This is a genomic window from Limnoraphis robusta BA-68 BA1, assembly GCF_034932365.1.
GTDB lineage: Bacteria > Cyanobacteriota > Cyanobacteriia > Cyanobacteriales > Microcoleaceae > Capilliphycus > Capilliphycus robustus.
In genome coordinates this window covers 163,580-188,661 of the sequence record NZ_JAYGHR010000001.1, presented here as the reverse complement: position 1 = coordinate 188,661, position 25,082 = coordinate 163,580, and the positions used below count along the sequence as shown (strand labels likewise).

Genomic DNA, 25,082 nt, shown 5'->3' with positions numbered 1-25,082 from the left:
GAAAATTGACAGTCAGTGGTCGAAGATTATCGACAATTTTTGAGTGTTTGTATTAGACTTTATAGGTCTCGTTCTAATAGCACACCTCAGAAAAAGACCACTGACTTCATCAATAAGCCGTTTCTAACCAATCAAAGATTTTATCAAGTTGTTCCAAAGTTACCAGTCCATACTGCAACAGTGTCATTGACAGTGGATTAGGATCGCGGTATCTTTGTTTATCGTTAGACGTGTCTTGAGCTTTCTCCGCCATCGCGATCGAAGCGGGAGAAACCGATAACTCTTCTTGCAAAAATCGCACAAATCGAGAGTAGGTGTTGGGTGTCATTTGAGTATTCACCTCCCCTTTTACAGACACCATTATGTGACGTAGATAGTTGTTTAGAAAACAGCACTCAGCCAGTTTGTTTTCTGTCTACCCGTCACTTGAGATCTAAAAAATCAGACCTTATTGAGTTGAACATTCGGATTGTTTTTCGATCTACATTCACTGAGGATCGAATTCCGAACTATTTTGCACTCTTGCACTCCTCACAGATGGCTTTTACTGCAACTCAGGCAGTATAAAGATTTGAGCTAATGCTCTGCGTAGTTATAGGCTTAATCTTGATTAAATTTCGCTACTAACTACTACAACTGGTTTTTAAACCGATTAAATCCGTCCTTGGACAGAACTTAATGACTAGCTCCATCCAGTCATGAATGTTCAGTCGATCTCGACTTCATTCCAACTCGCAGACTGAAGCGAACAAAGATTTCGCTTTGTTTCGGCTAACTGGCTTGGATGCCTGTCGTGCGCCCAAGCTTTCACTCGTCTCTGACACCTTAATCAATAGGAGCCTACAGCTCAGATGAAGCCGGATAAATTTTAGACGCTAGAAATGATAGCCTAGCAGATTTCTCTGCAAATTTGTAGGCTCTATCATTAAGTTTTTATCAAATTTACTTAATTTTTGTAAAGATTCTGTGAAAACAATTTTTTCAGGGTTTAGGGGTTCCCAGAGTTCAAAGACTCAATCTCAACGCGATCGCCGGGTTTCACGCCCAACTCTTGGGTTCGTCCGCCTCTTAATTCGATCACCTGATCTACCGGAACATTAGGGCCATAGGTCGGGCAGGGTTCAGCCGTACAAGGAGGCGCACTCACCTGAATCCCTTGAATAATTCCATTACGGATGAAAATCATATCGAGAGAAATTTTACAATTTTTCATCCAGAAACCGACAACCCGAGGCGGGGAAAAGGAAAACAGCATTCCTCGGTTGTCGGGTAAGGAAGTGCGGTACATCAGTCCCATTTGCTGTTGTTGGGGAGTGCGGGCGACTTCGAGTTGAATCACCTCACCTCCGAGAGTGGTTTGGGCGGTAACAGGTAGCATTTGACCTAAATTTTCGGTAGGTGGGGATGAAAGCTGGGTTGGCTGCTGAGAAAAGATAGTGCTGTTTAAAACAACAAAAAGTCCGATGGGGAGTAGAGACAGTGCTAAAAATTTGCTCATAGGAAATTGTTGAGAAACCTAATCACAGATCAGGCAAATACAGAGTTAGCAATCTTGTTGTTTATTTCCCCTGATTTGTTCCCAAAGAGTTAGGACTCTCGCAAAACATAACCCACGCCTCTAACGGTTTGAATCAGACGTTTTTCCCCTTCTTCTTCGATTTTGAGACGAAGATAACGAATATAAACTTCTATCACATTCGATTCACCGAGAAAATCATAACCCCAAACATTTTCTAAAATTTGTTCACGAGTTAAAACTTCTCGGGGATGTTCCATTAAATATCGTAATAGATCAAATTCTTTCATGGTCAACTCAATCGCTCGACCATTGCGAAAGGCGCATCGAGTCGCTACATCTAAGACTAATTCACCAAAGCGTAGTTGATCAGTATTGTGATCAATCGGTTGCAAATACAGACGCACCAGTTGCAAAAACGATTCGGTGCGATAGGGTTTGAGGAAATAATCATCCGCTCCTGATTCTAAACAAGCGACACGATCTTCTACATTATCTCTTGCCATAAATACTAGCATCGGCGTGCGGTTTCCCTGATTTCTCAGATGACGACACAGCGTTAACCCCGACTCTCCGCCCAACATTCGATCCACAACAATCAAAGCGGGTTGAGTCTCTGTGGCTCGATGCAGGCCCAGGGTCGCATTCGGAACCACAATCGGATAATAGCCCGATTCTTCCAAATCTAGGCTAACGTGTTGGGCTAAAAGTTCGTCGGATTCAACCACTAAAATTGAAGGATGATGCTCGCTCGCAACGATACTCATTGACAAATCCCCCATCGGAATATTACCCGTTTTAGCACGTTAGACGGATTAATTGAACAATCAGAGATTTAGTTTTCCTTCAGGGCAACTCAACAGACGTCGGTTTGGCAATATGGGGCAGTCCCCAACCCAATTTTTCTCGCAAAACCTGGAAAAATTCCGGTAATTTTAGGCGAATAAAGTGGGCAGAATGAACCGAGCGCGTCACTCTAACGCGATAATCCGGTAAGACATAACATCCGCCGTTCCCATCAACCACCATCACCAAACGATTAGGACTGGCTGCATAAATGTTGACAGGTTCTTTTTCGGCATAAATTAAGGCTCTTGAGGCCAGAGAGTGGGGACAAATGGGCAGGAGTTGCAAGACTCCGACATCCGGTGTGACAACGGCGCCGCCAGCCGAGAGAGAATAGGCTGTAGAACCCGTTGGGGTAGAAATGATTACCCCATCTGCGGCAATATCAACAGGCGCGTGTCGGCCAATTTCTACCTCGAAATGGCACATACAGGTCATGGGTTCACGATGCAAGACCATCTCGTTTAAACACAATGCTTCCCAAAGTAATTGATCTTCTTGATAAACCTCGACACAGAGCATGGCCCGTTGTTCAACGGTATAATCTCCGGCCATCACTTGCTCAAGAACAGTCGGTAACTGATTAATATAAGTTTCGGTTAAAAATCCCATGTGACCTGTATTGACTGTCAGCATCGGAATTCCTTTAGGAGCAATTTGGCGAGAGGCCGATAACACAGTGCCATCTCCACCCAAAACAATCACAAACGCCATATCCTCATCGAAACCGGGAGGCACTAACTGATCGACGGGCTTATGACAGAGGGGACGGTTAAGCTCAGAATAGCCGAGCAAGCCTCCCACTCCAGTTGCAGTATGAACTTGCCAGCCACAAGAAGTCAGCTTGTCTTTCAACTCGTCAGCGATGCGACAAGCCGCTGATTTGGCATCGTTATAAATAATCCCAGCTTTGGGCACGCGAATAACTTAACTCAGGTTTAAAAAATGCAATTCAACAGAAAGCTTTAAATCAGCTTTTGAACAGGTGCTTTACGGAATTTGGTTAGATTGAATTCTATCATAGTTTCAGTCCGCCTTGACCAACATCTAACCCCAGCCAGACATGAGCAATGATCAAGACGACAACTGGCATGGGTTGAGCAATTATGTTTTTTTGAATGGAGTTCTTTTTTGTTTGCGTTTTTTCTGTTTTTCGCGCTCGTATTCGACTTCTTTGATCTTCTTGATAATTCGGCCGTAGTAATCTTGTAGATAGGCTTCTAAAGAAGTCATTTCTGCTGGCTCAAAACCAAAAACGCTGTAGGTTTCTTCCATCGAAGCTTTCAGGGGTTGACCTGTGGCGGCTACTTCTGCAAAAGCCAACCGATCGGAGATGTTCAACGTCCACTGAAACCAACGGGTGATACTGCGTACCAACCTTAACATATTGGTGGGGGTGCGAGTCACCTTGGCTTCTTTGCCGGAGAGTCGTTCACAGAGGCGGATAATTTCATCGGCTGTCCAGGCGCGAGAACCGACAACGGGGAAGCTTTTGTTCTCGGTTTCCGCTACGGAGAGGGCGCGAACGACAAATTTAGCGATATCTTGGGTATCCATATAGGCGATCGGAGAACTGATGCCCGGAACCCAGGCAGATTGTCCTTCTAAAATGGGGATGGCATACTGACCAATGATTCCCTGTAAAAAGCCACAAGGTTTTAAAATCGTGTATTTTAAGCCCGACTCTGCTAAAAATAACTCGGTGCAGTATTTGATATCTAATAGCGGTACTTGTCTGTATTTTTCGGCATCCAAGAAGGAGACAAAGATATAGCGTTCAATCCCTGCGGCTTGGGTCGCTTGAATTAGTGAAAGTTTACCGTACCAGTCTACATCTTTGATGCTGAGAGAATCAGTGGGTCGGGCGGTGGCGGCATCAATGACAGCCGTGACTCCTTCGAGAGCGGCTTTGAGGGTTTCGGGTTTGCAGAGATCTCCGGGTACCAGTTCAGCGCCCCATTCTTTAAGAAAAGCAGCTCGACTGTAACTCCTGGCCAAGCAACGAACTTGATAGCCCTCATCGATAGCACGACGAGCCACCTGTCTCCCTAGAGTGCCAGTAGCACCCACGATTAAAATAGTCATGAATAAATCGGTATTAAACTTAAACTTGACTTAAGATCGTATCAGAAAATCTCTCATTTTTTAATAAAACTTCATAAATTTTTGATAAGCTGATGGGTAGCCCCCTAAAAAGCTCTATTGAGCTTGAAACAGAGGAAATGGCAGTTCCCGTGCTAGCGGGGACGGTTTCGCCGTCGTTGTTCCATGATCTCGGCAAACTGACGGCGCTGTTCGGGAGTCAGAACTTCTCGAATTTGCAGAATGATCTCAAACTGCAACTTGCTCATTTCCTGTTTGAGCTGGAGCAATTCATCATATTTTTGACGAATTTGGCTGGGGCTGGCGTTACTGGAGAGTAGGGCTTGTAATTGTTCTTGGGCTAGACGCAGTTGTTGTCGGCGTTGAGAGATTTTATCTTGATACTGAGCGCGAATTTCTTGCATTCTCTGCTTTTGTTCGGGTGTCGCATTTAATTGTTTCAGCAATTGCTCGGTATCATCATCAGATTCTCCGGCATAAACTTTTGCTTGCGCCTGAAGTTGAGATAATATTTTCTCAGACGTGGCAGCATCAGCAATCCCACTGTGAAAAGTTGGCAGGAAAAGCGTTAATAGTAAAATCCAAGATCTCAACATAAAATTTTAATTCTCTTTTTTAAAAATTTTAAGAGTTGACAAGGGAATAAGTCCCTGAGAAGAAAACCAGGGAAGGCAGAGTCAGTGAACCGTTTAGAGGCGGTATGTTCTGCTATCGAAAACTGATATAACACGGTATAAACCGTATTAATGTTTCGTTCGGTGCCTCACCCCGGACTGTCGGCAGCACCCGGTCAGACAGGCTCAAACCGAATAGCCTTCGGCGTAATACTTTAAGTTGAGGCTCGCATTCAAATCGCGATCAATTGATATGTCGCAAGCTTCACAGATGAAAACTCGTTCTTTCAGTGCTATTTTTTGAACGTGACCGCAACTTGAACAGGTCTTAGTTGACGGATAAAATCTGTCAGCAAAAACTACTACTGAGCCGTACCACTCAGATTTATACTCAACTTGGCGGCGAATTTCATAAAGAGCAGAATCAGCAATAGCACCCGCTAACTTATGATTCTTTAACATCCCAGAAACATTCAAGTCTTCTAACCCGATGACTGCGTGGTTTTTGCATAGCCATGAGGTAAATTTATGAATTGACACTTTTCGGATGTTAGCCACTCTTTGATGTGCTTTTGCCAGTTTCAGTCTAGCTTTATTCCTGTTATTTGAGCCCTTTTGTTTTCTCGAGAGTTCTCTTTGAAGTCGCGCTAATTTGTTCTTAGCCTTTTTGTATGCTCTGGGGTTTGCAAAAACCGTACCGTCTGAACAGGTCGCTAAGACCTTAACCCCAACATCAACACCCAGAGCAACTCTTGATTTAATGGTAGGTTCAGGCTCAAATTCATAAGCTACTGAAATATACCAAGAATCAGCTACTCGACTAATTGTGACTCGCTTTGTGTTGATTTCAGGTAGGGGTTCATAAGTGAATACCCATCCAATGAAGGGGAGCTTTAGCCTTGTACCCGCAAACCTCATTACCTTGCCACAATTATCGAGAGTAAAGCTATCATTTATTCCTTTTTTCTTGAACTTAGGATGTTTGGCAATGCCTTGAAAGAATCGGCTAAATGCTTCTCCCAAGTGCATGAAAGCAAATTGATAAACTCTAGAACTTAGCGTTGACTGCCAGGAGTATTGAGGTTTAATGTGATTGGTGTAGAACTTTTTTAGCTTATTCGTTGAAGGTTTTAAACCCTGTTTGTAAGCTTCATTCCACATCGCTAACGCCCAGTTCCAAACCCACCTAGAATATCCGGCGTGGGTCGCCATTAAAGTCTTCTGTTTGTTGTTCAGTTTTAACTTGGTATGATAGGCTCGTTGCATAGATCTATTATCTGCTCTTACGGAGAGTACCGTGTTGTACCATAAATCGTCTACTAAGTTACTGCTCTATTAATCTTTAGAGCTTTCTAGCATTGTGAACCAACTGCTTTCTTGCGTTTCTTCCATTGCACCCTCCCAGTTACTTTCAATAAAGCCTTCTAATTGGGATTGTTCACGGGTTGTTAATGATGGGGGATGAAGGATGCGATCGCCGATCCACAGTAGAGTCAAACTGGCAGCAATCAAAGAGGAAACCCATCCCAAAGCCTGAATTGTTGTTCGGGGACTGCTTTGATGTTGAGACTCTTTAAGCCGATCATCGGTGTCGAGACTCGCCATAATTAGCTCTTCCAACTCAGGGGTTGCTTCCGGAGCAGTCGAACGATATTGCTTGAGAAAATTAATCAACGTTTGATCATTAGTGGGCAACTGACTCATAGGTTGACTCCTTCACTTTGCAAAAATTTCCGCAGAGCGGCTCTAGCATGGAACAGGCGAGACTTAACGGTTCCCAAGGGGATATTTAAAATTTCCGCAATTTCTTTTTGGGGAATTTCCTCAAGATCATGCAGAACGATCACGGTTCGATGTTCAAAGCTGAGATGAGCTAATCCGCGTTGCACTAAATCCTGATAGTGTAGAAGCATTAAATCAGGAGAATCGCTCGCACAGGAGAGAAGATCTTGAGCGTCTATTGAATCTACCGTTTTGGATGGTAAATTAAATGAATGATGTTTGGCTAACATTCGTCGTCGATCAGTTGCCACGTTCCAGGTAATTCGATAGAGCCAAGTCGAAAATGTTGCAGGTTGCTTCAGTTTCGGTAATCCTTTCCACACCCGCAAAAACACCTCTTGAACTAAATCATCAAGGGATGAGGAGCCGCAGAGTTGATATAAAGTTGATCGAACTTTTCCCTGGTATCGTTGGTAGAGATAGCGAAAGCACTGGCGATCGCCTTTCTGACACTGTTCTACCAAAAAGGCATCCGAGCAGTCATCCGTTAACATATCGGTGGTATCCTCAACGAACACCTGCGAAATCTCCTTTTCCCTTCCTGGTCTATATATTATAGACTCACAGATGTTCTCAAAAGTTCATGGTTGATCTTTGTTATTTTTCCGAGAAACTGCTCTAAGTTTGAGTTACCCCAATTTTTTCGAGAGTAAACATTTACACAGTTGAGAGGCTCCGTGATCAAGAGCTTGTTCTGCGGCTTCAAGGAGCTGTTCGGGAGAACTCGCAGGTTTGGGAATGGTGCTGGCGATACCAAAACTCATGGATAGATATTGTTTCTCACATCGAGATTCTGGAGTCAACTTGATTTTCTCTACTTTAGTCTGAATGGTTTCTACCAGTTGTACGGCTTGGGTTGAATGGGCTTTGGGTAACAACACTGCAAACTCGGTTTCATCATAACGAGCAACGATATGATGGGGATTTTTCACGGCTGTATTGATAGCTTCAGCGACTTGTTTTATAAATTGTCCCGCCGAATGTTCACCATAGGTTTCTCGATAAAACTGATAGTAGTTTAGATCGCACAAAACCATAGACAAGGGTAAGGATTCTTGGCAGAGATGCTCCCATTTTTTGTAGAGATAGTCATTAAAGCTTTGACGGTTCAACAGTTGAGTAAAGCTATCAACTCCTGATAAGTATTTTAATTTCTTCTTGGCTTCTTCGAGTTGTTGGTAGAGTGAGGCTTGATGGATGGCGATTGAGAGTTGATTGGCAAAACTATATATTAATTTTAAATCTGATTCTTGCCAACTATACCCGGGATTTTTCATCACCATACTGAGACTTCCCCAAATCTCTGACTGACTGTACAACGGCACAGGTAGCCAAGCTCCTGGACAATTTTGCATGAACTGCTCTATTTTGTGAGCGTCTATTTTTACTTCGGGGTTTGAGGTTAAACTTTCAGTGATATGAGCGGGAACTTTCAGAGGAATTGAGGATTTATCTCTCTCAAATTTCAGGATTTTTCGATCATCAAATCGTAAAAGTTGTGGATGGTCTAATTTTTTGATCGGTTCTAAGTTTTGATCAGAATTTAACGCTAATTCTGCTTCTGGAGAACGGTATTCGGCTCGACTCAGCCAACATTGTTCATCGGAGAGATATTCAACAATTTGGACGGATAAAACGGCAAAAAGCCTCCCGATTTCTTCGACGGCGGCGGCAAAAACAATCTCTAAGTTAAAGGAAGATCGCATGACTTGCGTAAGTCGATTTAAGGCTTGTTCTCGTCGATTTTGTTGTTTAATGTCCTGTTCCATTTGTTTGCGATCGCTGATGTCAATTGCTCGACACAGATAGCCTTGAAATTGATTGTCTTGATCTCGCAGAACGTTTACTGATAATTTTACCCAAATGAATTGACTGTTTTTATGATAGAGTTTTATTTCGTATCTTTCTTCTTGACTGCTGAGATTTTTGTAGGAACAAAGTTGAGCAAAGGCTGGATGATCTTGATCTAAAAAGTTTCGGAGGGATTTATTGATCATTTCCTCTATTGTATATCCCAGCATTTCTGCCATCTTTGAGTTTAAAAAGGTAATTTTTTTGTCTGTATCTAAAATAAAAATTCCTTCCAGCCCAGTTTGCAAAAATTGCTCGGTAAATTGTTTGATATTATTCAAATCAAACACGGAAAAATTGGAATTTAATTCAACTTCTGTATAAGGTGTGATTCCTGAACAACCATAATGCTCTAAAAGAGGCATTTCTTGATGACACCGAACACAAAATCCGACCTTTTTATGATCACTAATATGAACCAATAGGGGTTCAGAACAGCACGGACACAAAAACTTATGCACAGCTCGAACTCACCTCCTTATATTTTTTGTTATTAAATAGAGGTTATAAGATTAAGGATACGTCAGTCACCGTAACTTATTTATAGTTTTTTACAATTCTTATGTAAATTTGTTGCAAAGCATACAGAAATTTAAAGATTTGAAGAATTATTTGAATATTTTTTAAATCGTTATAACTTTTGATGCTTTTTATAAACTTTTGATAAGTTTTAAATTTTTGGGTCTTAATGTGCATCCCTGGGAATAGGGATGCTGTTCAAAATCACAAAAATTAGTCCCAGTATATTGTCTTCAGGAATAATACTGGAAGATTAGACTTTTTTCAACTTATTGTAAGCAAGTAGCTTTCGTGCAGTTGAACGTTAGGAATGGTCAAGCGTACAATTTGATTATTAACGGTAACCTGCTCTTGTCTGACTTTCTCTAGTTGGGTAATGACTTTTTCTCCCGAGTCTGGTATTCTTTGGACGGCAAAGGTTAACGGTTTTCCCTCACGAGCAATATTAAGCTGTTGCAAATTTCTCAGCGTCAGAACAACGGTTGCTTTCCCGGGTGAGGCGCCTTGTTCAAAATAACCAAACAAAATTTGAGCTTGATTTTGTGGATTCGACTGACTGGCTAAGGCTACTACTCTCGGGTTACTCGACTCGCTTTTTACCCGTGAACTAAACCCATCGGCGTAGGCTTTATAAACCCACCAAGCGGCTCTGGGGGCGGACTGTTCGGGCGTGACTAAACCATCAAGGCTTTCATTAAAGCAGTTATTGCGTCCCCCTGCAACGGGTTCCCAACAGGCTTTACAAGCGCCGTCAACTCGACTTTGTTCGGTATAAGCCAGATATCCTAAAATCTCTGCGGGGCGATATTGAGCAATTGGCCCGACAATTTCATTGATATAAATTTTCTGAATTTTCAGGCTTTGATAGTTGGGGTTCTGCACAAATGAACGCCGCACTTCATTCACATGATCATTGATTCGAGTAATTTCTTGATCATTGAGTTCATGCCATGCAATAAAATTAACTTCTAGGTTATTATTTTTGCAATAATCTAAGAATTCTCTGAGAAAACCTTGATCATATTTGGCAATACTCGGCCCTCCAATCATTACATTTGGCCCGAGTTCTTGGCGAATCACAGTATAGGCGCGTTTGTAGGTTTCAAAAAACTGTGATCGGCTTCCTCGCCAAAAGGGATCTTTTAAGTCGGGTTCATTCCAAACATCCCAGATCATCTTTTTATCTTTGTGTTGTTGAGCAATTTTTCTAACGTGTTCTTCCCATTTACTGTAATCTTCATAGGGCCAACCACGTGGTTTTCCATAGCCCCAAGTATCACTTAATAGTAACTGAAATTGAGAACCTAATGCTGTAATTTTAGGATAATGATTGAGTGTTGATGTCCGCCAAAATTTCGGTTGTAAGGGACTTAACATATTATTGGGTGGCTTACTATCACCAATCCCATACAAAAAACCACTCATGGAATGAATCCCTGTTTGAGGTACACCAAAATCAATTGCAACGGTGGCTTGAGTTTGTCCGAATACAGGCGACTGTCCGATCAAAAACGTGAGTAAAGCAGAACTCACAAAAAACAACACAAAAAAGGTTTTTATAGGATTAAATTTTCCAGGTTTAAACCCGGAAAATAGACTTGAATATTTGAATTTCTGCATCGTTAACAATATACTAATTTTGACTAGATTCTCTCTCTTGTGATCATTTTTAGGTTGAAAAAATGAATTAGATTCATTCTATCATAATATCTAAAAAAAGAATGCTACAGATCAATCTTCAGCTTATGTGGCAATCTTAGACGGGTTTATTTAGGGGTTGGTGGGAAGTATATATTTGTTCGGAACCTGCCCCTATAGCATTCCCTATCCATCATCTGTAGCCAACATTAAGCGATTTCATAGACAACCAGAAAAAAGGAGGAATGAAGACCGTTTTTTTCATTCTCTCCTTGGTAAATTTCAGTTGATTCTAACGCATCGTCACGAATTCTTCGCCACTGCTGGGGTGAATTCCCATCGTATTATCAAAGTCTTTTTTCGTTGCACCCATATTCACAGCGATCGCCACGCCTTGAATGAGTTCGGCTGCATCTTTACCGACCATATGCGCTCCTAAAACGCGATCAGTATTGCTTTCAACGACTAACTTCATAAACACTTTTTCGTCCGATCCAGTTAAACTATGAAACATGGGACGAAAACGGGCTTTATAGCATTTTATAGCCTCTCCAAATTTTTCTTTGGCTTGTTCTTCGGTCATGCCCACTGTTGCAGCTTCGGGCTGAGAAAAAACAGCCGTTGCAATATTTTCATGGCTAATTAATCGCGGTGTATGACCATATTCAGTATCCGCAAAAGCGCGACCTTCCGCAATCGCAACGGGGGTTAAATTCACCCGATCTGTGCAGTCTCCTACCGCATAAATATTCGGTTGAGAGGTTTGACTATCTGGAGTAACAGCGATCGCATTCGCATTGACTTCGACTCCGGCATTTTCTAACATTAATCCGCCTAAATTGGGTTGACGACCCGTCGCACAGAGGAGTTGATCAACGATTAACGGGTTTTCTGCTTGTTCACCTGTGAGGGTAATTTTCAAGCCTTCATCGGTTTTTTCAATTTTTTCAATGGTGGTATTGGTGTGAAAATTAACGCCATGTTTACTCATTCCTTCTTGAATATTGCTGCGGATATCTTGATCAAATCCATGCAAAATAAAATCTCGGCGAATAATTTGCGTCACCTGACTTCCTAAACCGTTTAAAATTCCAGCAAATTCTACTCCAATATAACCGCCACCCCAAACCGCAAATCGTTTCGGTTGTTCACTTAAAAGAAACATATCATCCGATGAAATACTGTGTTCAATTCCGGGAATATCGGGTTTAATTGGATGTCCTCCTGTTGCGATTAAAATTTTATCGGCGGTGACTTTGCGATCGCCCACTTCTAGGGTATGTGGATCAATAAATTTAGCATATCCTCGAATTAGTTCAACGCCTGCTTTTTCCAAAAAACTAATATGAAGTTCACTTAAACGTCGAACTTCTTTATCCACCACATCGACTAATTTTTTCCAATCAAAAGAGGGTTCGACCTCACTCCAACCATAGCCGACTGCATCTTTATAATAGTGGGAAAAATGAGACGCATAAACCATCAATTTTTTGGGGACACAACCGCGAATCACGCAGGTTCCGCCGACTAAATCATTTTCTGCGATCGCCACTTTTGCGCCATAGGAAGCCGCCCGTTTAGAAGAGGCTAACCCGCCTGAACCTGCACCAATTACAAACAGATCGTAGTCATAAGCCATAATAAAATCGCCTCTTGTAGAGAATTTTCTGAAGTCATTTCCTGGTGGTCAACTGAATTGTGCAGTTAACTCCTATTGTTTATTGTAATGAGTTAGGGGCTGCAATTTTCAATCGGTTGTTAAAGCATTCATCTTTTGCTAGGATCGGAACCAATACTCTCACAGTTTAGTTTAAGGCTCAACCCATATATTATAACTCGGATTATGGCACAAAACTTTGACCCTTCTACCCCAATTAACCCTGAAACAAGCCTTGCTGATCCTGTGGATGTTCAGGTGATTTCCGAACCTCTCAGTAACCCCAGCAACCGCTTTGGCTTTTTTCTGTTAACTTCCGACTCGGATATTGTCGAATTAACCAATGATGTCATTGAGAATTATCCAGGTGGAATATTCGCCCTAGCAGGTGATGATTATGTTCGCGGTTCAGAGAATGATGAGTTGATTTATGGGAATTCTGGTCAAGATGTTTTACTCGGAAAAGCGGGTAATGATACGATACGAGGCGGTCAAGATTTTGACGTTATAGCAGGTGGAGAAGGGAATGATCTCCTGCATGGAAACAAAGATAATGATCGACTTTATGGGAATGATGATGATGATTTTGTTCGCGGTGGTCAAGGGGATGATGAGGTCGTCGGAGGTGAAGGAAATGATACAATGATTGGGGATTTAGGTGTTGATAAACTCTGGGGAGGGGAAGGAGAAGATCTGTTTGTTTTAAGAACAGGTACAGCTTCTACCCCACAAGAAATTGGTTCAGAAACTCCACCCGAGGGAGATTTATTTACGGCTTTAGAATCTGTAACGGTTGATATCATTTTAGATTATAATCCAACGGATGATGTGATTGGTTTAACGGGTGGATTAACCGCCGATAATCTGATTTTAACTGAACGATTTATGGTGATTGGCGATCGCCGAGATTATGATCCGAGTGGGCCTTTTCCATTAGGACAAATGAGAACGGAGGATTTTCAAATTGAAACCATTCAAGTGATAGTTATTTCTGAGGAAAGTACCGGAAATATTCTCGGGTTAGTTAGAGATGTTGGGGCGGAAGATTTGAACTTTATCTCTGTTTCTAATCAAGATTTAGCCTTCGGTTAAGTAGGAGCGCTGCGGCTTGCGTCCTCAAAGCTTCTCAATAGCAATCCCATCAATTAAAATAAAAGTTTAAGTGAAAAGGAGGCTGAAAACTTGAAACTCATTTTAGTGGCACCCAACCCCGCTTTAACTGCGGCTTTTCGAGAACATTTCCACTATTTACCCGATGTGGAAATTATTAATAACTCGTTTGAAGCGGTATCAGAGTATGATTGTTTAGTGAGTCCAGCTAACTCTTTTGGGCTAATGGATGGTGGAATAGATGCAGCAATTATTACTTATTTCGGGAAAGAATTAATGATGCGAGTTCAAGAAAAGATTTTAACAGAATATCTCGGTGAACAACCAGTGGGAACCTGTTTAATTGTCGAAACTCAACATCCCAAACATCCTTTTTTAGCCCATACACCAACCATGCGAGTTCCCATGTCTATTACAGGAACAGATATTCCTTATACTGCAATGTGGGCGATGTTATTGGAAATTCGCCGTTATAATTTACATCACAAACGAAACATTAAATCTGTTCTTTGTCCGGGTTTAGGGACAGGAATTGGTAGAGTTCCCTATTCAGAAGCCGCCCGTCAAATGGCGTTAGCTTACGATCATTTTGTTTATCCACCGACTTCTATTAATAATTTTTTTGCAGCAGAAAGACAACTTCAAATTTGGGAAGGGGGAAAGCATCATAAAATGTAAGTTTCAATCCTTATTCTCGATATCATATCAGTTATTATCGCAATTGTTTAATCAAACCCGATAGCAATACGAGGTTAAAGAAAGTTGTCAAAGTTGACAAGTTGAGTTAATATGTTTTTGGTGGCTTTCTTTGACCAAACACTACTAAATGCTATTGATCTCAGTAGAGAAGCGGTTGCATAGGTCAAATATGGGGTTGAGTTGGACTGCATCTACCGATCTCCAGTAAACAACTTTACCTCAATCTATGACTCAAGAAAATCTCTCCGACTTAGAACCTGAACCTTACCCAGGTTTAACTTTTACCAAAAAAACAGTTAAATTTGGTTCTAGTGTTTATCAAGTTCGTAATATTACCTATTTTAAAGTAGTTAAATACAAAAAAGAAATTCAGGAAACTTATCGCTGGAATTCTACTTTCTTATTTTCTGGTGCAGGTATTGCTACATTATCAGTAGTCGGAGGCAGTATCCTCATAGGAGGAATTGGATTATTATTTTTACTGGGAGCATTATTCAGTATATCTCTACCTAAAATACAAGAGCAAGTAATATGGGGACTACTTTTTGAAACCAACTCTGGAGAACAAGTATTATTTACTTGTAGAGACAGAAAATTTTTAGAAACAGTAATCGCTGAGTTTTATAGAATTATGGATGGTGAATATGACCTTTTAACTTATTCTAATATTTATGTTAATTTCAGAGACTTAATTATCGATCCTCAAGAGAACTCTATAAGAAATATTACCGTCACGGGGAACTACCGTGAGAACAATGTTAATGACAAAGGAACTTACATTGAAAATAATTAATAAAAAAGCTTGCAATACAGCAACTAAAAAGTTATTATAATCAATAACTCATTCAACTGAAAATACCATGACAGAACCACAATCTAATCAGCGCAATATCCACATTAGTAGAGGTGACTATCGGGAAACTAATGTTAATGATCACGGGACTTATGTTGAAGGCGATTATTACAATAACTCACAGCAGAAGCAGATATTTGTTGAACTTGCTGCTGAGATTAATCAGATCATGGAACAACACAGTAAAACTTACCCTTTTGATACAAAACAGGTAGCAACTGAAACAATAAAAAGTATTAAAAGCAACCCGGGAACGGTTCAAAGGTTACGGAGCGCTTTTAAAAAAGGTAGTGTGAGTGCCTTAGAGCAGTTTTTAAATCATCCTGCTGCCAGTTTCATAATTGGTGCTTTAGAAGATTGGCAAGAAAACAATAAATTATAATAAATCATAATAAATTGCCTTCTAAAATGCTTTGATTGAACAACACTCTAACGAGTATAGTCCAAATAATGATTATCAGAAATATGTTTGTAATCATGGTACTTATATAGAAGGCAATCACTTAAATTTTTTCTACATCTTTGACCGTCATTTTAGTCATGCTAGATCACTCCAAATATGTTCTGATAATTTATTGTAACGGTTAACTTTGTAAAGCGTGCATGATCGCAAATAAACCTTGATGTTCTAATAACTGTTCGTGATTTCCCACTTCAATAATTTTCCCTTTTTCTAACACGACGATGCGATCTGCTTTGCGAATAGTTGAGAGGCGATGGGCGACAATAAATGTTGTTCTATTTTGAACTAACCGATCTAACGCTTCTTGAATTAACGACTCAGAAACCGTATCCAAAGAAGATGTTGCTTCATCTAAGATTAACACACGCGGATCACGAATTAAAGCCCGTGCAATTGCGATTCGTTGGCGTTGTCCTCCTGAGAGTTTAACGCCATTTTCTCCAATTTGTGTTTCTAGTCCGTGAGGGAGATTTTGTATAAATTCATCGGCGTTTGATTCTATAACAACTTGTTTTAACCGTTGTTCATTCACGGTATCTTTCCCATATAAAATATTTTCTCGGACGGTTCCCTCAAATAAGATTGTTTCCTGAGAAACCACTGATAAAAATTGGCGATAGGTTCTCAAGTCTAGGGAATTCATCTCTTTTCCATCCAGTTTAATTTGACCCGAAGTTGGGCGCAAAAACCCGATAATTAAGTTTAACAAGGTTGATTTTCCCGCACCCGATGGCCCAACAATAGCTATCGTTTCTCCGGGTTTAACCTGTAGAGAAAAATCGACAATTGCAGTTTGGTTTCGACTCTCGGGATAAACATAACAAACCGACTCAAAACAAAACTCTCCTTTTAGTCGTTTAACGGGTGTTTTTCCTTGATTTTGTTCAACATCAGGACATTCTAAAACTTCCCCAATACTTGACAACGCTTCAAACCCTTTTCCGATTTGGGGAAGAACTCCTAAAATCTGCACAACTGAACCTGTAATTGAGTCAAAATATCCCGTTAATAAGACGACATCTCCGACGGTAATTTCCCATTTTCCAGTATAGGCTAACCAAGCGGAGGCTAATAAGCAAACCAGGTTAAAAGATCGCAAACTAACCCAAGATGCAGCATTCGCTAAAGCGTTGATTAAATCGAGTTTAATACTGGCTTGTTTGAGGGTTTTTAAACGTTGTTCGGTGCGATAAATTTCCGCTTCTTCGGCACCATGAGCGCGAGTAATGGGAATCAGTTTCAGCATTTCAATTAAATAGGCTGAAGTGGTTTCCATCTGTTGACGAAAAACGGAGTTTCGAGAACGAATTGGCGTGCGAAAATAACGAATTAACGTTACGGCTACCGGAATGGTTCCTACGAAAAAAATCAAAAATCCGGGGGCGCGAATGGCGGTAATGATAATGGCAATGACAATCGTTAAAATGGATGAAGGGAGATACTGAAAGATCTGAGTTGTTAATAGGGCAACGGCTTCTACATCTCGCAGTAATTTGTTTTGAATTGCTCCTGAATTTCGTTGTTGATGAAAGCCAATTGAAAGATATTGCAGTTGACGAGTAATCGCCGATCTGAGGTTATATTCCATTGAATGAGTGGCGGTACTCAAAAAGCGAATATGAAGATAATGGGTGGGAGTATTTTGAAGAATTGAAAAGGCTAAAAAGGCTCCATTGAACCAGAGTTCTGATAAACTGTGAGTGCTTGGACTGGAAATAATATCAATAATATTGGCAATAATTAAGGGTCGAATCCATTCAGGACTGTGCTTAATCAGGTAAAATAGCATTGATAGCCCGATATAGCGTAGATCGTTTTGATAGAGGTAGAGTAAAGTTTTAAACGGGCGATCGCTACGATAGTCTGAAAAAAACTTATTCGGCAACGGTTGAGAAGATGGGGTAAAATCGTTCACGGGTACTCAAGTTGAGGATTAACGATGACTCTGTATTATTGTGACATTTTTAAAAAATTTTAACGGGTTTTCAGGCTTGTTGTTTATGAGTTGATCAACGCTATCCTTTTGTGATAAGATAAAGAGATAGAAATTAGAATAAGGCTTGTCGGCATTCTAATTGCTATTCGCCGCTTGACAGTCCCGTAACCACAAACCAATGGCTTGGGCGATCGCACTTTCGCTCGTTTCACCCGGAAGCGGATAAAATCCATATTGAGGGTAAGAACTCGACTTGGAAAACATCTTTTCTAACACCCAACCTGTCGGACTTCTTCGCAAAAATAACCAATGATATTGTTTGAATCTAATAATTTTATTGGGATAATGTTTTCGTTGCCAAGTTTGAAAATAAACCAGATAGGTTTCATCGGGATGATCTAAATTGACATTAAAAGGTAAAGCTTCAAGTTCATCTAACTGTGTAGCCAGTAAAATATAAATGTCTCGTTCTAATTGACGATTGGTACTCGCCCGTTGAATCACTCGATTGGTATAACTCGGTAAATCTGGTAACATTTTATCCAGTAACGCTTGTAAATCCGTCGGACAACTGGGTTGATTGACAGAATTCGGACGAATAATCGTTGTAGCAACCGTTAAAGCCTGAACTGAAAAATCGTTAACAGAATCGGTTATAATCAGAAAAAAAGCAACAGTCAGAAAAAAGTAACGTTTAACTTTCTTGATTTTCTGAAGCTTAAAAAAATCTTGAATTGTTCTCAAAAAAGCAATCCTCCAGCTAGCCCGTTCGTAGTATATCTTTATCTGAGAATTGAGAATTAAGAATAAAAAAGCATCCGACTTTACAGACACGCTCTGAACATCTAGACTGACTCATCAATGCTATAGCAGTCGCAAAGTTGCAATTAGGACAGAACAATTCTGTTAAACTCTAGTCTAGAAAGAGTTGGACTTCTGACTTATGCTATAAATCCCCATTGGCGGAAATCCACCCATCCCAGGAGTTAAGCAGGAAGCCAAGAAACGCTACAGTATTAGGTGAGGTCGGTTATCCGCTCTAGGTTAACCTGAAGTTAAAATACAAAGCTCTATGAAAAACGAGAAACGGCATTCACGAATTCAATCCATTTTGAAATCCTTAGTGGCTTTTGGGATAGTATTGACCTTAGTCTTCTCTCAAGCCGATTTTGCACTCGCCGCCCGGAGTGGGGGACGCATTGGCGGAGGTTCCTTTAGAACAGCACCGCGAACCTATGCTCCTGGCCCAACCCGAGCGCCCGGTGGCGGTTATGGTTATGGTGGTGGCTTTGGCTTCCCCTTCCTAATTCCCTTCTTTGGGTTTGGCGGCGGCTTTGGTGGATTATTTAGCATTTTCATCGTTATTGCGATCGCGAATTTCCTGGTTAGAAGCTTCCAGTCTGCTGCGGGGGGCGGCGAAGAAACAAGCCCTTACAGCCGTTCTGGAGTGTCTGTAGGGCGTGTACAGGTGGGTTTATTGGCGGAGGGTCGTAGCCTACAAGATGACCTTGATCGCATCGCTCAAGCGGCGGATACAGGCTCGGCACAAGGACGCGCCCAAGTGTTACAAGAAGCCACTTTAGCCCTGTTGCGTCACCCTGAATATTGGGCTTATGGGGCGGCTGAAACGACACAAACGGGAATGGAAGGGGCAGAGTCCAAGTTTAATCAGTGGGCGATCGCAGAACGCAGTAAGTTCACCGAAGAAACCCTGTCTAATTATAATAATCAGCTTTCCGGTATGACTGCACCTGCAATTTCATCCGGTGATACAGGTAACGGTGAAATTGTTCCCCAAGATCAAGCACCAGGAGAATATATTGTTGTCACCCTGGTTGTGGGAACATTAGGAAAGCTAGAATTACCAAAAGTGAATAGCGCTCAAGAATTGCGTCAAGCGATTAGTCGTTTGGGTTCTGTGGGTGCGGAACAACTTTTAGCGGTAGAAGTCTTATGGACTCCCCAAGCGAAGGGAGATACACTCAGCACTGATGATATGTTGGCGAATTATCCCGATTTAGCACTCGTTTAATTAACGTGAGATTACCTCTCCCCAACCCCTCTCCACCTCTCCCTAACCCTCTCCTACGAGGAGAGGGAAAAAGTGTCCCTGGCGGGACTATTTATTAATCGAGAGGGAAAAGGTGTCCCTGGCGGGACTATTTATTAATCGCGAGGGGCTTAAATCTCTTTAAAGCTGCTCAATGAAAAATTAAGGTTTTAAAGCCTCTCTCCTCTCAGGGGAGAGGTTTGGAGAGGGGTTTTTTCTATTTGTCGAATTCACGTTAATTAACGCTCAGTTGGGTTCCGTGCAAACTTAACTCACTTCTGAAATAATGATTAGTTGTAGGCTGGGTTAGTGCCAAGTTAACCCAGCTTTGATCATAATAAATGTGGGTTTTAGAGGTGAGCGCTAACTATTTCAACCGCCAAGGAGGATTCATTCTATTTTCTCCGGCATAGTAGAGACAAATTCTGTTACCATCTGGGTCACGCAGATAACTCTCTCTCCACAGCCAACTTTTGTCAGTCGGTTCGCTTTCAAAACTGTAGCCCAAAGCCTGCAACTGTTTAACCTTTTCATCGAGGTTATTACACTCAAAGTAAATGATTGTCGTTGGATGAGTGGAGACAGATTCAACCTTTTCTAAAGAAAAAGTCGCCTCTCCATCGGGACATAAAAACCGAGAATAATGTAAGTCATCAGTCGCGACAATTTGAACAAATCCCAGTCCTTGATAAAACTGAACAGCTTTATTCATGTCTGTGACACCAATGGTGACTTGATTTAATTTCATCGAATGATCGCTCCTTTTGAATGGATCAGTTCTAATTTTTAACGTTAGTCGGTTGAAAGTATGTTGTTCGTAATCTTTGGGAAAATTTTAGCTGTCAACTTATCTTTTCTGAGTGAACCTTTATTCAAGATTGGGAATAAACCCATCTCCAGTTTAGCCGTTGTCAACTTAACCGTTTCACTGATTTTTGCGCTTCTGATTTCTCGACTGTTCAAACAATTTCTCAAAACAAAAGTATTAACGAAATTAAAAATAGACGCCAGTAACCGAGAAATCATCTCAACCATTTTAGGTTATGGGATTGGGGTTTTAGCTTGTGTTTTAGTTTTACAAGTTAATGGAATTGATCTAGGTTCCTTAGCAATTTTAGCAGGCGGTTTAGGGATTGGGATTGGGTTTGGGTTACAAGATATTACCAAAAACTTTGTCAGTGGTTTAACGATTTTACTCGAACGTAAAGTTAAAGTCGGAGATTTTATCGAACTGGATGGAATGGTTGGATATGTGAAAGAAATATCAATTCGTTCCACTTTAATTGAAACCTTCGATCAATTTGATGTCGTTGTTCCCAATAGTCAATTGGTTGAAAAACGCTTAGTTAATATGAGTTTAGAAAGCTTCCGAGGACGCATCAAAATTCCAATTGGTGTCGCTTATGGGAGTGATCCGGTTCTGGTGACTGAAATTTTGTTAGACTGTGCGTACATGGAATCAACCGTTTTACATGATCCATCGCCAAAAGTTAAATTTATTGGATTTGGAGAAAATTCTTTAGACTTTGAACTTTGGGTTTATGTCAATCAAATTGATCAACAAGTTACCATTAAAAGTTCTATTTTTTACATTATCGAATATCAATTTCGTCAACATAAAATTTCGATTCCCTTCCCTCAACGAGATTTATGGGTCAAAAATTCAGAAACATTATCTCTACCTCAAAACCTTTCCACCCCTCCTCAATTATCTTCAGAAGAACCCCCTCAGCCGATCTTTTTAAAAGATATTTTAAAAAATGTTTGTTATTTTAAAAACTGTAATGACTTCTATATTCGACAACTAATAGAACTCGGATATCGCAAACAGTTTCAAGCTTCACAAATTATCTTTCGAGAAGGAGAAACAGGCGAAGGATTGTATATTATCCTCTCAGGTTCTGTCGAAGCTTATCTCGAAAAAGTTGATCGACAAATTGATGTTCTCAATACCAATAATTTTTTTGGGGAATTTTCTCTGATGTTAGGAGTCCCTCAACCCGCCGGGATTCGAGCCTTAGAAGATACCTTGTTATTTGTCATTCCCAAACACAACTTTGAGACTTTTATCAAAGACAAACCCAATTTGGTTAATAGATTAGCAGAAGAACTCGCCAAACGTCAAGAAATTGTCGCCAATTGTCAGATTAAACTCAAAGAGTTAGGATTAATAGAAGAATCAGATCCTCATCAAAATCCTGTAGTTTGGATAAGGAAACGCATTCAAAAACTGTTTAATCTTCGCCCGTAGGTTGGGCTGAGGAACGAAACCCAACATAAATTTACTTTTTTTGGGTTGCGCTATCGCTTAACCCAACCTACAGAATTAGGCGCAAAATTATACGCCCCTTCAAAATTTTACTCGGTTTTGGGTTGTTCTATTTTCTCAGCGTTCATCCGCCAACCCGGTTTCACAACTTGACGTTCCCGCGCAATAACTAAACAATCATCAGGAACATCTTCTGTAACCGTTGAACCCGCCGCAACAGTAACATCTTCCCCTAAAGTAATCGGTGCAACCAAAACAGTATTTGAACCTGTTTTTGTGCGATCGCCAATATGGGTTTGATGCTTATTTACCCCATCATAATTTGCGGTAATTGTTCCTGCGCCTATATTAACTTTATTGCCAACGGTGGCATCTCCCAGATAAGATAAATGAGAGACATTTGTGCGATCGCCAAGTTGGGTTTTCTTCAGTTCCACAAAATTACCAATGCGGCAATTTTCCCCAACGTTTGCATGACCTCGCAAATGAGAATAAGGGCCGATTCGAGTCCCATCAGCAACCGTACTATCGGACACCACCGAAAACAAAACCGTTACATTTTTGCCAATTTGACTATTTTCAATTAAACTCCCTGGCCCAATACGACTCCCTGTTTTAATCGTCGTATTTCCGCGCAGATGAGTTTGAGGTTCGATCACAACATCCGGTTCTAATTGTACAGTATCATCAATCGTAATACTCGCCGGATCAAGCAACGTTACACCCGATGCCATCCATTCATCTTTCACCCATTCTTGCAAGACTTGATAAGCCGTTGACAGATGTTTTCGGTTATTAATTCCGAGAATTTCTCGATAATCTTCGACATCCACCGCCATCACCGGGTTGAGGAAAAAAACGGCATCCGTGAGGTAATATTCTTTTTGATCATTATTAGAGGTAAGCTGGGGAAGAACCTGTTCAAGTTGCGGCCAGTTAAAACAATAAATCCCGGCATTAATCCGGTGATTTTTGCGTTGAGCATCCGTACAGTCTCGTTCCTCTACAATTTGATTCACGATATTTTGACTATCACAAAATACTCGTCCGTAACCTTTCGGGTGTGGTAAATGAGCGGTTAAAATTGTCGCTGCATTTCCATTTTGTTGGTGAATTTTCAGCAATTCTTCTAAGGTGTGAGGACGCAACAACGGAACATCCCCATTTAACACCAACAAATCACCCGAAAACCCTTTTAAATGCGGAAGTAACTGTTGAACAGCATGACCCGTTCCCAATTGTTCCTGTTGTTCGATAAACTCAAGAGGACAATCAGAAAACCAGTCCTCAGCACTTTGGCTTTCTCGTAAAGATTCTTGAACTAAATCGCCTCGATAACCAACAATAACAAGTCGTCGGTTCGGTTTAACTCCTACACAACTATCGAGAACTCGCTGAACTAGACTGCGATCGCCCAGTTGGTGTAAAACCTTGGGGAGATCAGATTTCATGCGGGTTCCCCGTCCGGCCGCTAAAATTGCTACTGCTACCATTAAAAAAAATTTGCGGTTTCAGTGTTCAAGTGGTTGACCTAATTACTTTAGGTCTTTAAACTATGATTTCATAAGATCAGCTAACTATTCATACTATTTAACAGAACTCAGGACGAGGGAAGTTCAGAAGTTGGGTTTGTTGTTGCGCTGTCTGAAAGAGGGGGCGGGTTTATCTATAGCAGAGAAAGAGTTGATTAGGACACTGTTTTTCTGTCGAATCCTTTTATGATAAAGGTTTCAATTCTGTCTCCTGTCTCGGTGTCTCCTGACTTCTACTATAGGTTGTTTCTGGGAAAATATAGGTTTATTCGGAACCCGCCTGTACACGATGGCGTTTTTTCCATTGAGAGGTCGGTTCTAACGAAGAGGACTGTTGTTCTTGGTAACGGCGTTGTATAATACTCTCAGCGTTATCGTTTAACTCGGGATCTCGATAGGGAACAGCAGCGCGAGTTTGCAGATGTTCGAGTTCCGAGGTTGATAACGGGGGTAACGCAGCAGAGAACCCCGCAACAGTTCCCGGTGTGCGTCGTCCAACAGGAGAGGTTGAACCAATTGTTAATCCTGCGGCGAGTAACGCGCTTCGTACCGTCGCTGAACAGGAGTAGGTAGCTAGTTTACCATCCGGTTTGAGACATTGGGCGACAACGCTTAAAAACTCGACTGTCCATAGTTGTGGACAAACCGGAGGCGAAAACGGATCGAGAAAAATAGCATCCGCTTTGAACTCAGAAGATCTCACCTGTTGTAACGTGATTCGTGCATCTCCCAGTAACAGTTTAGCTTGCAGGCGATCGCAATTTAAAGAATGAGTTGTTGAAAATTGTGTTAATAGTTCTACAATTTCAGCCGGATAACTCTCGAGAAGATGATGAGCGATCGCACTTTTCGGCACCGTTTCATCGAGTTCTAATGCGATTAATTCGATTTGACAATCGGGGTTAGTTTCCCAAATTGCTGTTAAAGCCGCAGCACTATTATAACCCAAACCATAGCAAATATCAAGTAAAAATAAGGGAGAATGTTGAGCGCGTTGACGAAGATTTAACGGTTCAACAAATTTCCGTTCAGCCTCTTGTTTTGCCCCAAATTGACTGTGAAAAGACTCACCAAACACGCTTGAATAAAACGTGTAAGAACCATCTGCGGTGGGTTGCGGTGTGAAATGTTCTTGTTTCTCCATCAATCAACAATTTTGTAGGGGCGGGTTCCCCATTAATCTATATTTTCCCACAGATAACCGATATAAACCGTCCTCAACAATTACCAGATATTTGTAGGGGCGGGTTCCGAACCAATCTATGTCTTCCCACAGATAACCTATATAAACCCGCCCCCCTACATTAATGTCTATTTTCCCACAGATAACCTATATAAACCCGCCCCCCTACATTAATCTATATTTTCCCATAGACAACCGATATAAACCCGCCCCCCTACATCAATGTCTATTTTCCCACAGACAACCGATATAAACCCGCCCTTAACAGTTACCAGTGTTGTAGGGGCGGGTTCCCCGTTGGTACAAGCCAAAAACCCGCTTTCTCAAAGAAACCGGGTTTTTTAGTCTCTACGGGTTCCCAGTTGCCAGGGATTAAAATCCCCGTCTAAAAAGTAAAGTCCTCTCAAGAGGACTATATCCTAATCTGGTTTAATTTATGATTGGGGGGCGGGTTTATTGAA

The 25,082-nt window shown here is 41.2% G+C and carries 23 protein-coding genes; 6 read left to right on the top strand and 17 right to left on the bottom strand.

Annotated elements, in window-relative coordinates; all coding sequences use genetic code 11:
• Positions 1-109: 109 nt before the first annotated feature.
• From VB836_RS00900 to gor, 12 genes are all read right to left on the bottom strand, one after another.
• Positions 110-328, bottom strand: coding sequence for a DUF2949 domain-containing protein (locus VB836_RS00900; protein ID WP_046281886.1), 219 nt, complete (start codon positions 326-328; stop codon positions 110-112).
• 660 nt (positions 329-988) lie between these two features.
• Positions 989-1,498 (bottom strand): DUF192 domain-containing protein, encoded by a 510-nt coding sequence (locus tag VB836_RS00895; RefSeq protein WP_323217588.1) that lies wholly within the window; start codon positions 1,496-1,498, stop codon positions 989-991.
• An 89-nt stretch (positions 1,499-1,587) separates the two neighbouring features.
• The gene (gene nblR, locus VB836_RS00890) at positions 1,588-2,283 is read right to left on the bottom strand and encodes a response regulator transcription factor NblR (protein ID WP_323217587.1); all 696 of its coding nucleotides are present in this window, start codon (positions 2,281-2,283) and stop codon (positions 1,588-1,590) included.
• A gap of 79 nt (positions 2,284-2,362) precedes the next feature.
• Positions 2,363-3,280 (bottom strand): NAD(+) kinase, encoded by a 918-nt coding sequence (locus VB836_RS00885; RefSeq protein ID WP_323217586.1) that lies wholly within the window; start codon positions 3,278-3,280, stop codon positions 2,363-2,365.
• 186 nt (positions 3,281-3,466) lie between these two features.
• On the bottom strand, positions 3,467-4,447 hold the full coding sequence (locus VB836_RS00880; protein WP_323217585.1) for an NmrA family NAD(P)-binding protein: 981 nt from the start codon (positions 4,445-4,447) through the stop codon (positions 3,467-3,469).
• 152 nt (positions 4,448-4,599) lie between these two features.
• The gene (locus VB836_RS00875) at positions 4,600-5,061 is read right to left on the bottom strand and encodes a Spy/CpxP family protein refolding chaperone (protein WP_323217584.1); all 462 of its coding nucleotides are present in this window, start codon (positions 5,059-5,061) and stop codon (positions 4,600-4,602) included.
• A 204-nt stretch (positions 5,062-5,265) separates the two neighbouring features.
• Positions 5,266-6,345 (bottom strand): RNA-guided endonuclease InsQ/TnpB family protein, encoded by a 1,080-nt coding sequence (locus VB836_RS00870; RefSeq protein WP_323217583.1) that lies wholly within the window; start codon positions 6,343-6,345, stop codon positions 5,266-5,268.
• A gap of 69 nt (positions 6,346-6,414) precedes the next feature.
• Positions 6,415-6,783 carry a hypothetical protein gene (locus VB836_RS00865; protein ID WP_323217582.1) on the bottom strand — a complete coding sequence of 123 codons (369 nt, stop codon included), beginning with the start codon at positions 6,781-6,783 and terminating at the stop codon, positions 6,415-6,417.
• A complete protein-coding gene (locus VB836_RS00860) occupies positions 6,780-7,355 on the bottom strand; it encodes a sigma-70 family RNA polymerase sigma factor (protein WP_046276717.1) in 576 nt (191 codons plus the stop codon). Before VB836_RS00860 ends, VB836_RS00865 begins: the two co-directional genes overlap by 4 nt.
• Before the next feature lie 135 nt (positions 7,356-7,490).
• On the bottom strand, positions 7,491-9,077 hold the full coding sequence (locus VB836_RS00855; protein WP_323217581.1) for a sensor domain-containing diguanylate cyclase: 1,587 nt from the start codon (positions 9,075-9,077) through the stop codon (positions 7,491-7,493).
• Between the two features lie 418 nt (positions 9,078-9,495).
• Positions 9,496-10,851: a GH39 family glycosyl hydrolase gene (locus VB836_RS00850; protein ID WP_323217580.1), complete on the bottom strand. Its 1,356-nt coding sequence runs from the start codon at positions 10,849-10,851 to the stop codon at positions 9,496-9,498.
• Between the two features lie 310 nt (positions 10,852-11,161).
• Positions 11,162-12,508, bottom strand: a complete 1,347-nt coding sequence (gor, locus tag VB836_RS00845; protein ID WP_046277123.1) for a glutathione-disulfide reductase — start codon at positions 12,506-12,508, stop codon at positions 11,162-11,164.
• A gap of 204 nt (positions 12,509-12,712) precedes the next feature.
• On the opposite strand from gor, the gene VB836_RS00840 reads away from it, so the two are divergent.
• The 4 genes from VB836_RS00840 to VB836_RS00825 all read left to right on the top strand — a co-directional run bounded on the left by VB836_RS00840 (position 12,713) and on the right by VB836_RS00825 (position 15,570).
• Positions 12,713-13,618 carry a calcium-binding protein gene (locus tag VB836_RS00840; RefSeq protein WP_323217579.1) on the top strand — a complete coding sequence of 302 codons (906 nt, stop codon included), beginning with the start codon at positions 12,713-12,715 and terminating at the stop codon, positions 13,616-13,618.
• A gap of 90 nt (positions 13,619-13,708) precedes the next feature.
• Positions 13,709-14,314, top strand: a complete 606-nt coding sequence (locus VB836_RS00835; RefSeq protein ID WP_323217578.1) for a macro domain-containing protein — start codon at positions 13,709-13,711, stop codon at positions 14,312-14,314.
• Between the two features lie 247 nt (positions 14,315-14,561).
• Complete coding sequence (locus VB836_RS00830; RefSeq protein WP_323217577.1) at positions 14,562-15,128, top strand: DUF6232 family protein; 567 nt, start codon at positions 14,562-14,564, stop codon at positions 15,126-15,128.
• Positions 15,129-15,195: 67 nt separating this feature from the next.
• A complete protein-coding gene (locus VB836_RS00825) occupies positions 15,196-15,570 on the top strand; it encodes a hypothetical protein (protein ID WP_323217576.1) in 375 nt (124 codons plus the stop codon).
• Positions 15,571-15,772: 202 nt separating this feature from the next.
• Here VB836_RS00825 and VB836_RS00820 read toward each other — a convergent pair whose 3' ends face one another.
• Together VB836_RS00820 and VB836_RS00815 are read right to left on the bottom strand one after the other, a co-directional pair.
• Positions 15,773-17,566 (bottom strand): ABC transporter ATP-binding protein, encoded by a 1,794-nt coding sequence (locus VB836_RS00820; protein WP_323217574.1) that lies wholly within the window; start codon positions 17,564-17,566, stop codon positions 15,773-15,775.
• A 156-nt stretch (positions 17,567-17,722) separates the two neighbouring features.
• Positions 17,723-18,331, bottom strand: a complete 609-nt coding sequence (locus tag VB836_RS00815) for a hypothetical protein (protein ID WP_323217573.1) — start codon at positions 18,329-18,331, stop codon at positions 17,723-17,725.
• 328 nt (positions 18,332-18,659) lie between these two features.
• Between VB836_RS00815 and VB836_RS00810 the strand changes: the two genes are divergently transcribed.
• Positions 18,660-19,619: a DUF1517 domain-containing protein gene (locus VB836_RS00810; protein ID WP_323217572.1), complete on the top strand. Its 960-nt coding sequence runs from the start codon at positions 18,660-18,662 to the stop codon at positions 19,617-19,619.
• Positions 19,620-20,004: 385 nt separating this feature from the next.
• On the opposite strand, the gene VB836_RS00805 is transcribed toward VB836_RS00810, so the two are convergent.
• Positions 20,005-20,385 (bottom strand): VOC family protein, encoded by a 381-nt coding sequence (locus VB836_RS00805; RefSeq protein WP_323217571.1) that lies wholly within the window; start codon positions 20,383-20,385, stop codon positions 20,005-20,007.
• A gap of 60 nt (positions 20,386-20,445) precedes the next feature.
• Between VB836_RS00805 and VB836_RS00800 the strand changes: the two genes are divergently transcribed.
• Entirely contained in the window at positions 20,446-21,888 is a 1,443-nt protein-coding gene (locus VB836_RS00800) for a mechanosensitive ion channel domain-containing protein (RefSeq protein ID WP_323217570.1), read from the top strand.
• Positions 21,889-21,995: 107 nt separating this feature from the next.
• Here VB836_RS00800 and glmU read toward each other — a convergent pair whose 3' ends face one another.
• Together glmU and VB836_RS00790 are read right to left on the bottom strand one after the other, a co-directional pair.
• Positions 21,996-23,399 carry a bifunctional UDP-N-acetylglucosamine diphosphorylase/glucosamine-1-phosphate N-acetyltransferase GlmU gene (gene glmU / locus VB836_RS00795; RefSeq protein WP_323217569.1) on the bottom strand — a complete coding sequence of 468 codons (1,404 nt, stop codon included), beginning with the start codon at positions 23,397-23,399 and terminating at the stop codon, positions 21,996-21,998.
• Between the two features lie 304 nt (positions 23,400-23,703).
• The gene (locus VB836_RS00790) at positions 23,704-24,582 is read right to left on the bottom strand and encodes a tRNA (5-methylaminomethyl-2-thiouridine)(34)-methyltransferase MnmD (RefSeq protein WP_323217568.1); all 879 of its coding nucleotides are present in this window, start codon (positions 24,580-24,582) and stop codon (positions 23,704-23,706) included.
• Between the last annotated feature and the right edge of the window lie 500 nt (positions 24,583-25,082).

Bases quoted from the DNA above. Each gene is read 5' to 3' on its own strand.
- glmU (WP_323217569.1), bottom strand. From the start codon at position 23,399: ATGGTAGCAGTAGCAATTTTAGCGGCCGGACGGGGAACCCGCATGAAA.
- VB836_RS00855 (WP_323217581.1), bottom strand. From the start codon at position 9,077: ATGCCTCTTTTAGAGCATTATGGTTGTTCAGGAATCACACCTTATACA.
- VB836_RS00825 (WP_323217576.1), top strand. From the start codon at position 15,196: ATGACAGAACCACAATCTAATCAGCGCAATATCCACATTAGTAGAGGT.
- VB836_RS00880 (WP_323217585.1), bottom strand. From the start codon at position 4,447: ATGACTATTTTAATCGTGGGTGCTACTGGCACTCTAGGGAGACAGGTG.
- VB836_RS00870 (WP_323217583.1), bottom strand. From the start codon at position 6,345: ATGCAACGAGCCTATCATACCAAGTTAAAACTGAACAACAAACAGAAG.
- VB836_RS00840 (WP_323217579.1), top strand. From the start codon at position 12,713: ATGGCACAAAACTTTGACCCTTCTACCCCAATTAACCCTGAAACAAGC.
- VB836_RS00865 (WP_323217582.1), bottom strand. From the start codon at position 6,783: ATGAGTCAGTTGCCCACTAATGATCAAACGTTGATTAATTTTCTCAAG.
- VB836_RS00805 (WP_323217571.1), bottom strand. From the start codon at position 20,385: ATGAAATTAAATCAAGTCACCATTGGTGTCACAGACATGAATAAAGCT.
- VB836_RS00900 (WP_046281886.1), bottom strand. From the start codon at position 328: ATGACACCCAACACCTACTCTCGATTTGTGCGATTTTTGCAAGAAGAG.
- VB836_RS00790 (WP_323217568.1), bottom strand. From the start codon at position 24,582: ATGGAGAAACAAGAACATTTCACACCGCAACCCACCGCAGATGGTTCT.
- VB836_RS00895 (WP_323217588.1), bottom strand. From the start codon at position 1,498: ATGAGCAAATTTTTAGCACTGTCTCTACTCCCCATCGGACTTTTTGTT.
- VB836_RS00850 (WP_323217580.1), bottom strand. From the start codon at position 10,851: ATGCAGAAATTCAAATATTCAAGTCTATTTTCCGGGTTTAAACCTGGA.
- VB836_RS00860 (WP_046276717.1), bottom strand. From the start codon at position 7,355: ATGTTAACGGATGACTGCTCGGATGCCTTTTTGGTAGAACAGTGTCAG.
- gor (WP_046277123.1), bottom strand. From the start codon at position 12,508: ATGGCTTATGACTACGATCTGTTTGTAATTGGTGCAGGTTCAGGCGGG.
- VB836_RS00810 (WP_323217572.1), top strand. From the start codon at position 18,660: ATGAAAAACGAGAAACGGCATTCACGAATTCAATCCATTTTGAAATCC.
- nblR (WP_323217587.1), bottom strand. From the start codon at position 2,283: ATGAGTATCGTTGCGAGCGAGCATCATCCTTCAATTTTAGTGGTTGAA.
- VB836_RS00875 (WP_323217584.1), bottom strand. From the start codon at position 5,061: ATGTTGAGATCTTGGATTTTACTATTAACGCTTTTCCTGCCAACTTTT.
- VB836_RS00800 (WP_323217570.1), top strand. From the start codon at position 20,446: ATGTTGTTCGTAATCTTTGGGAAAATTTTAGCTGTCAACTTATCTTTT.
- VB836_RS00830 (WP_323217577.1), top strand. From the start codon at position 14,562: ATGACTCAAGAAAATCTCTCCGACTTAGAACCTGAACCTTACCCAGGT.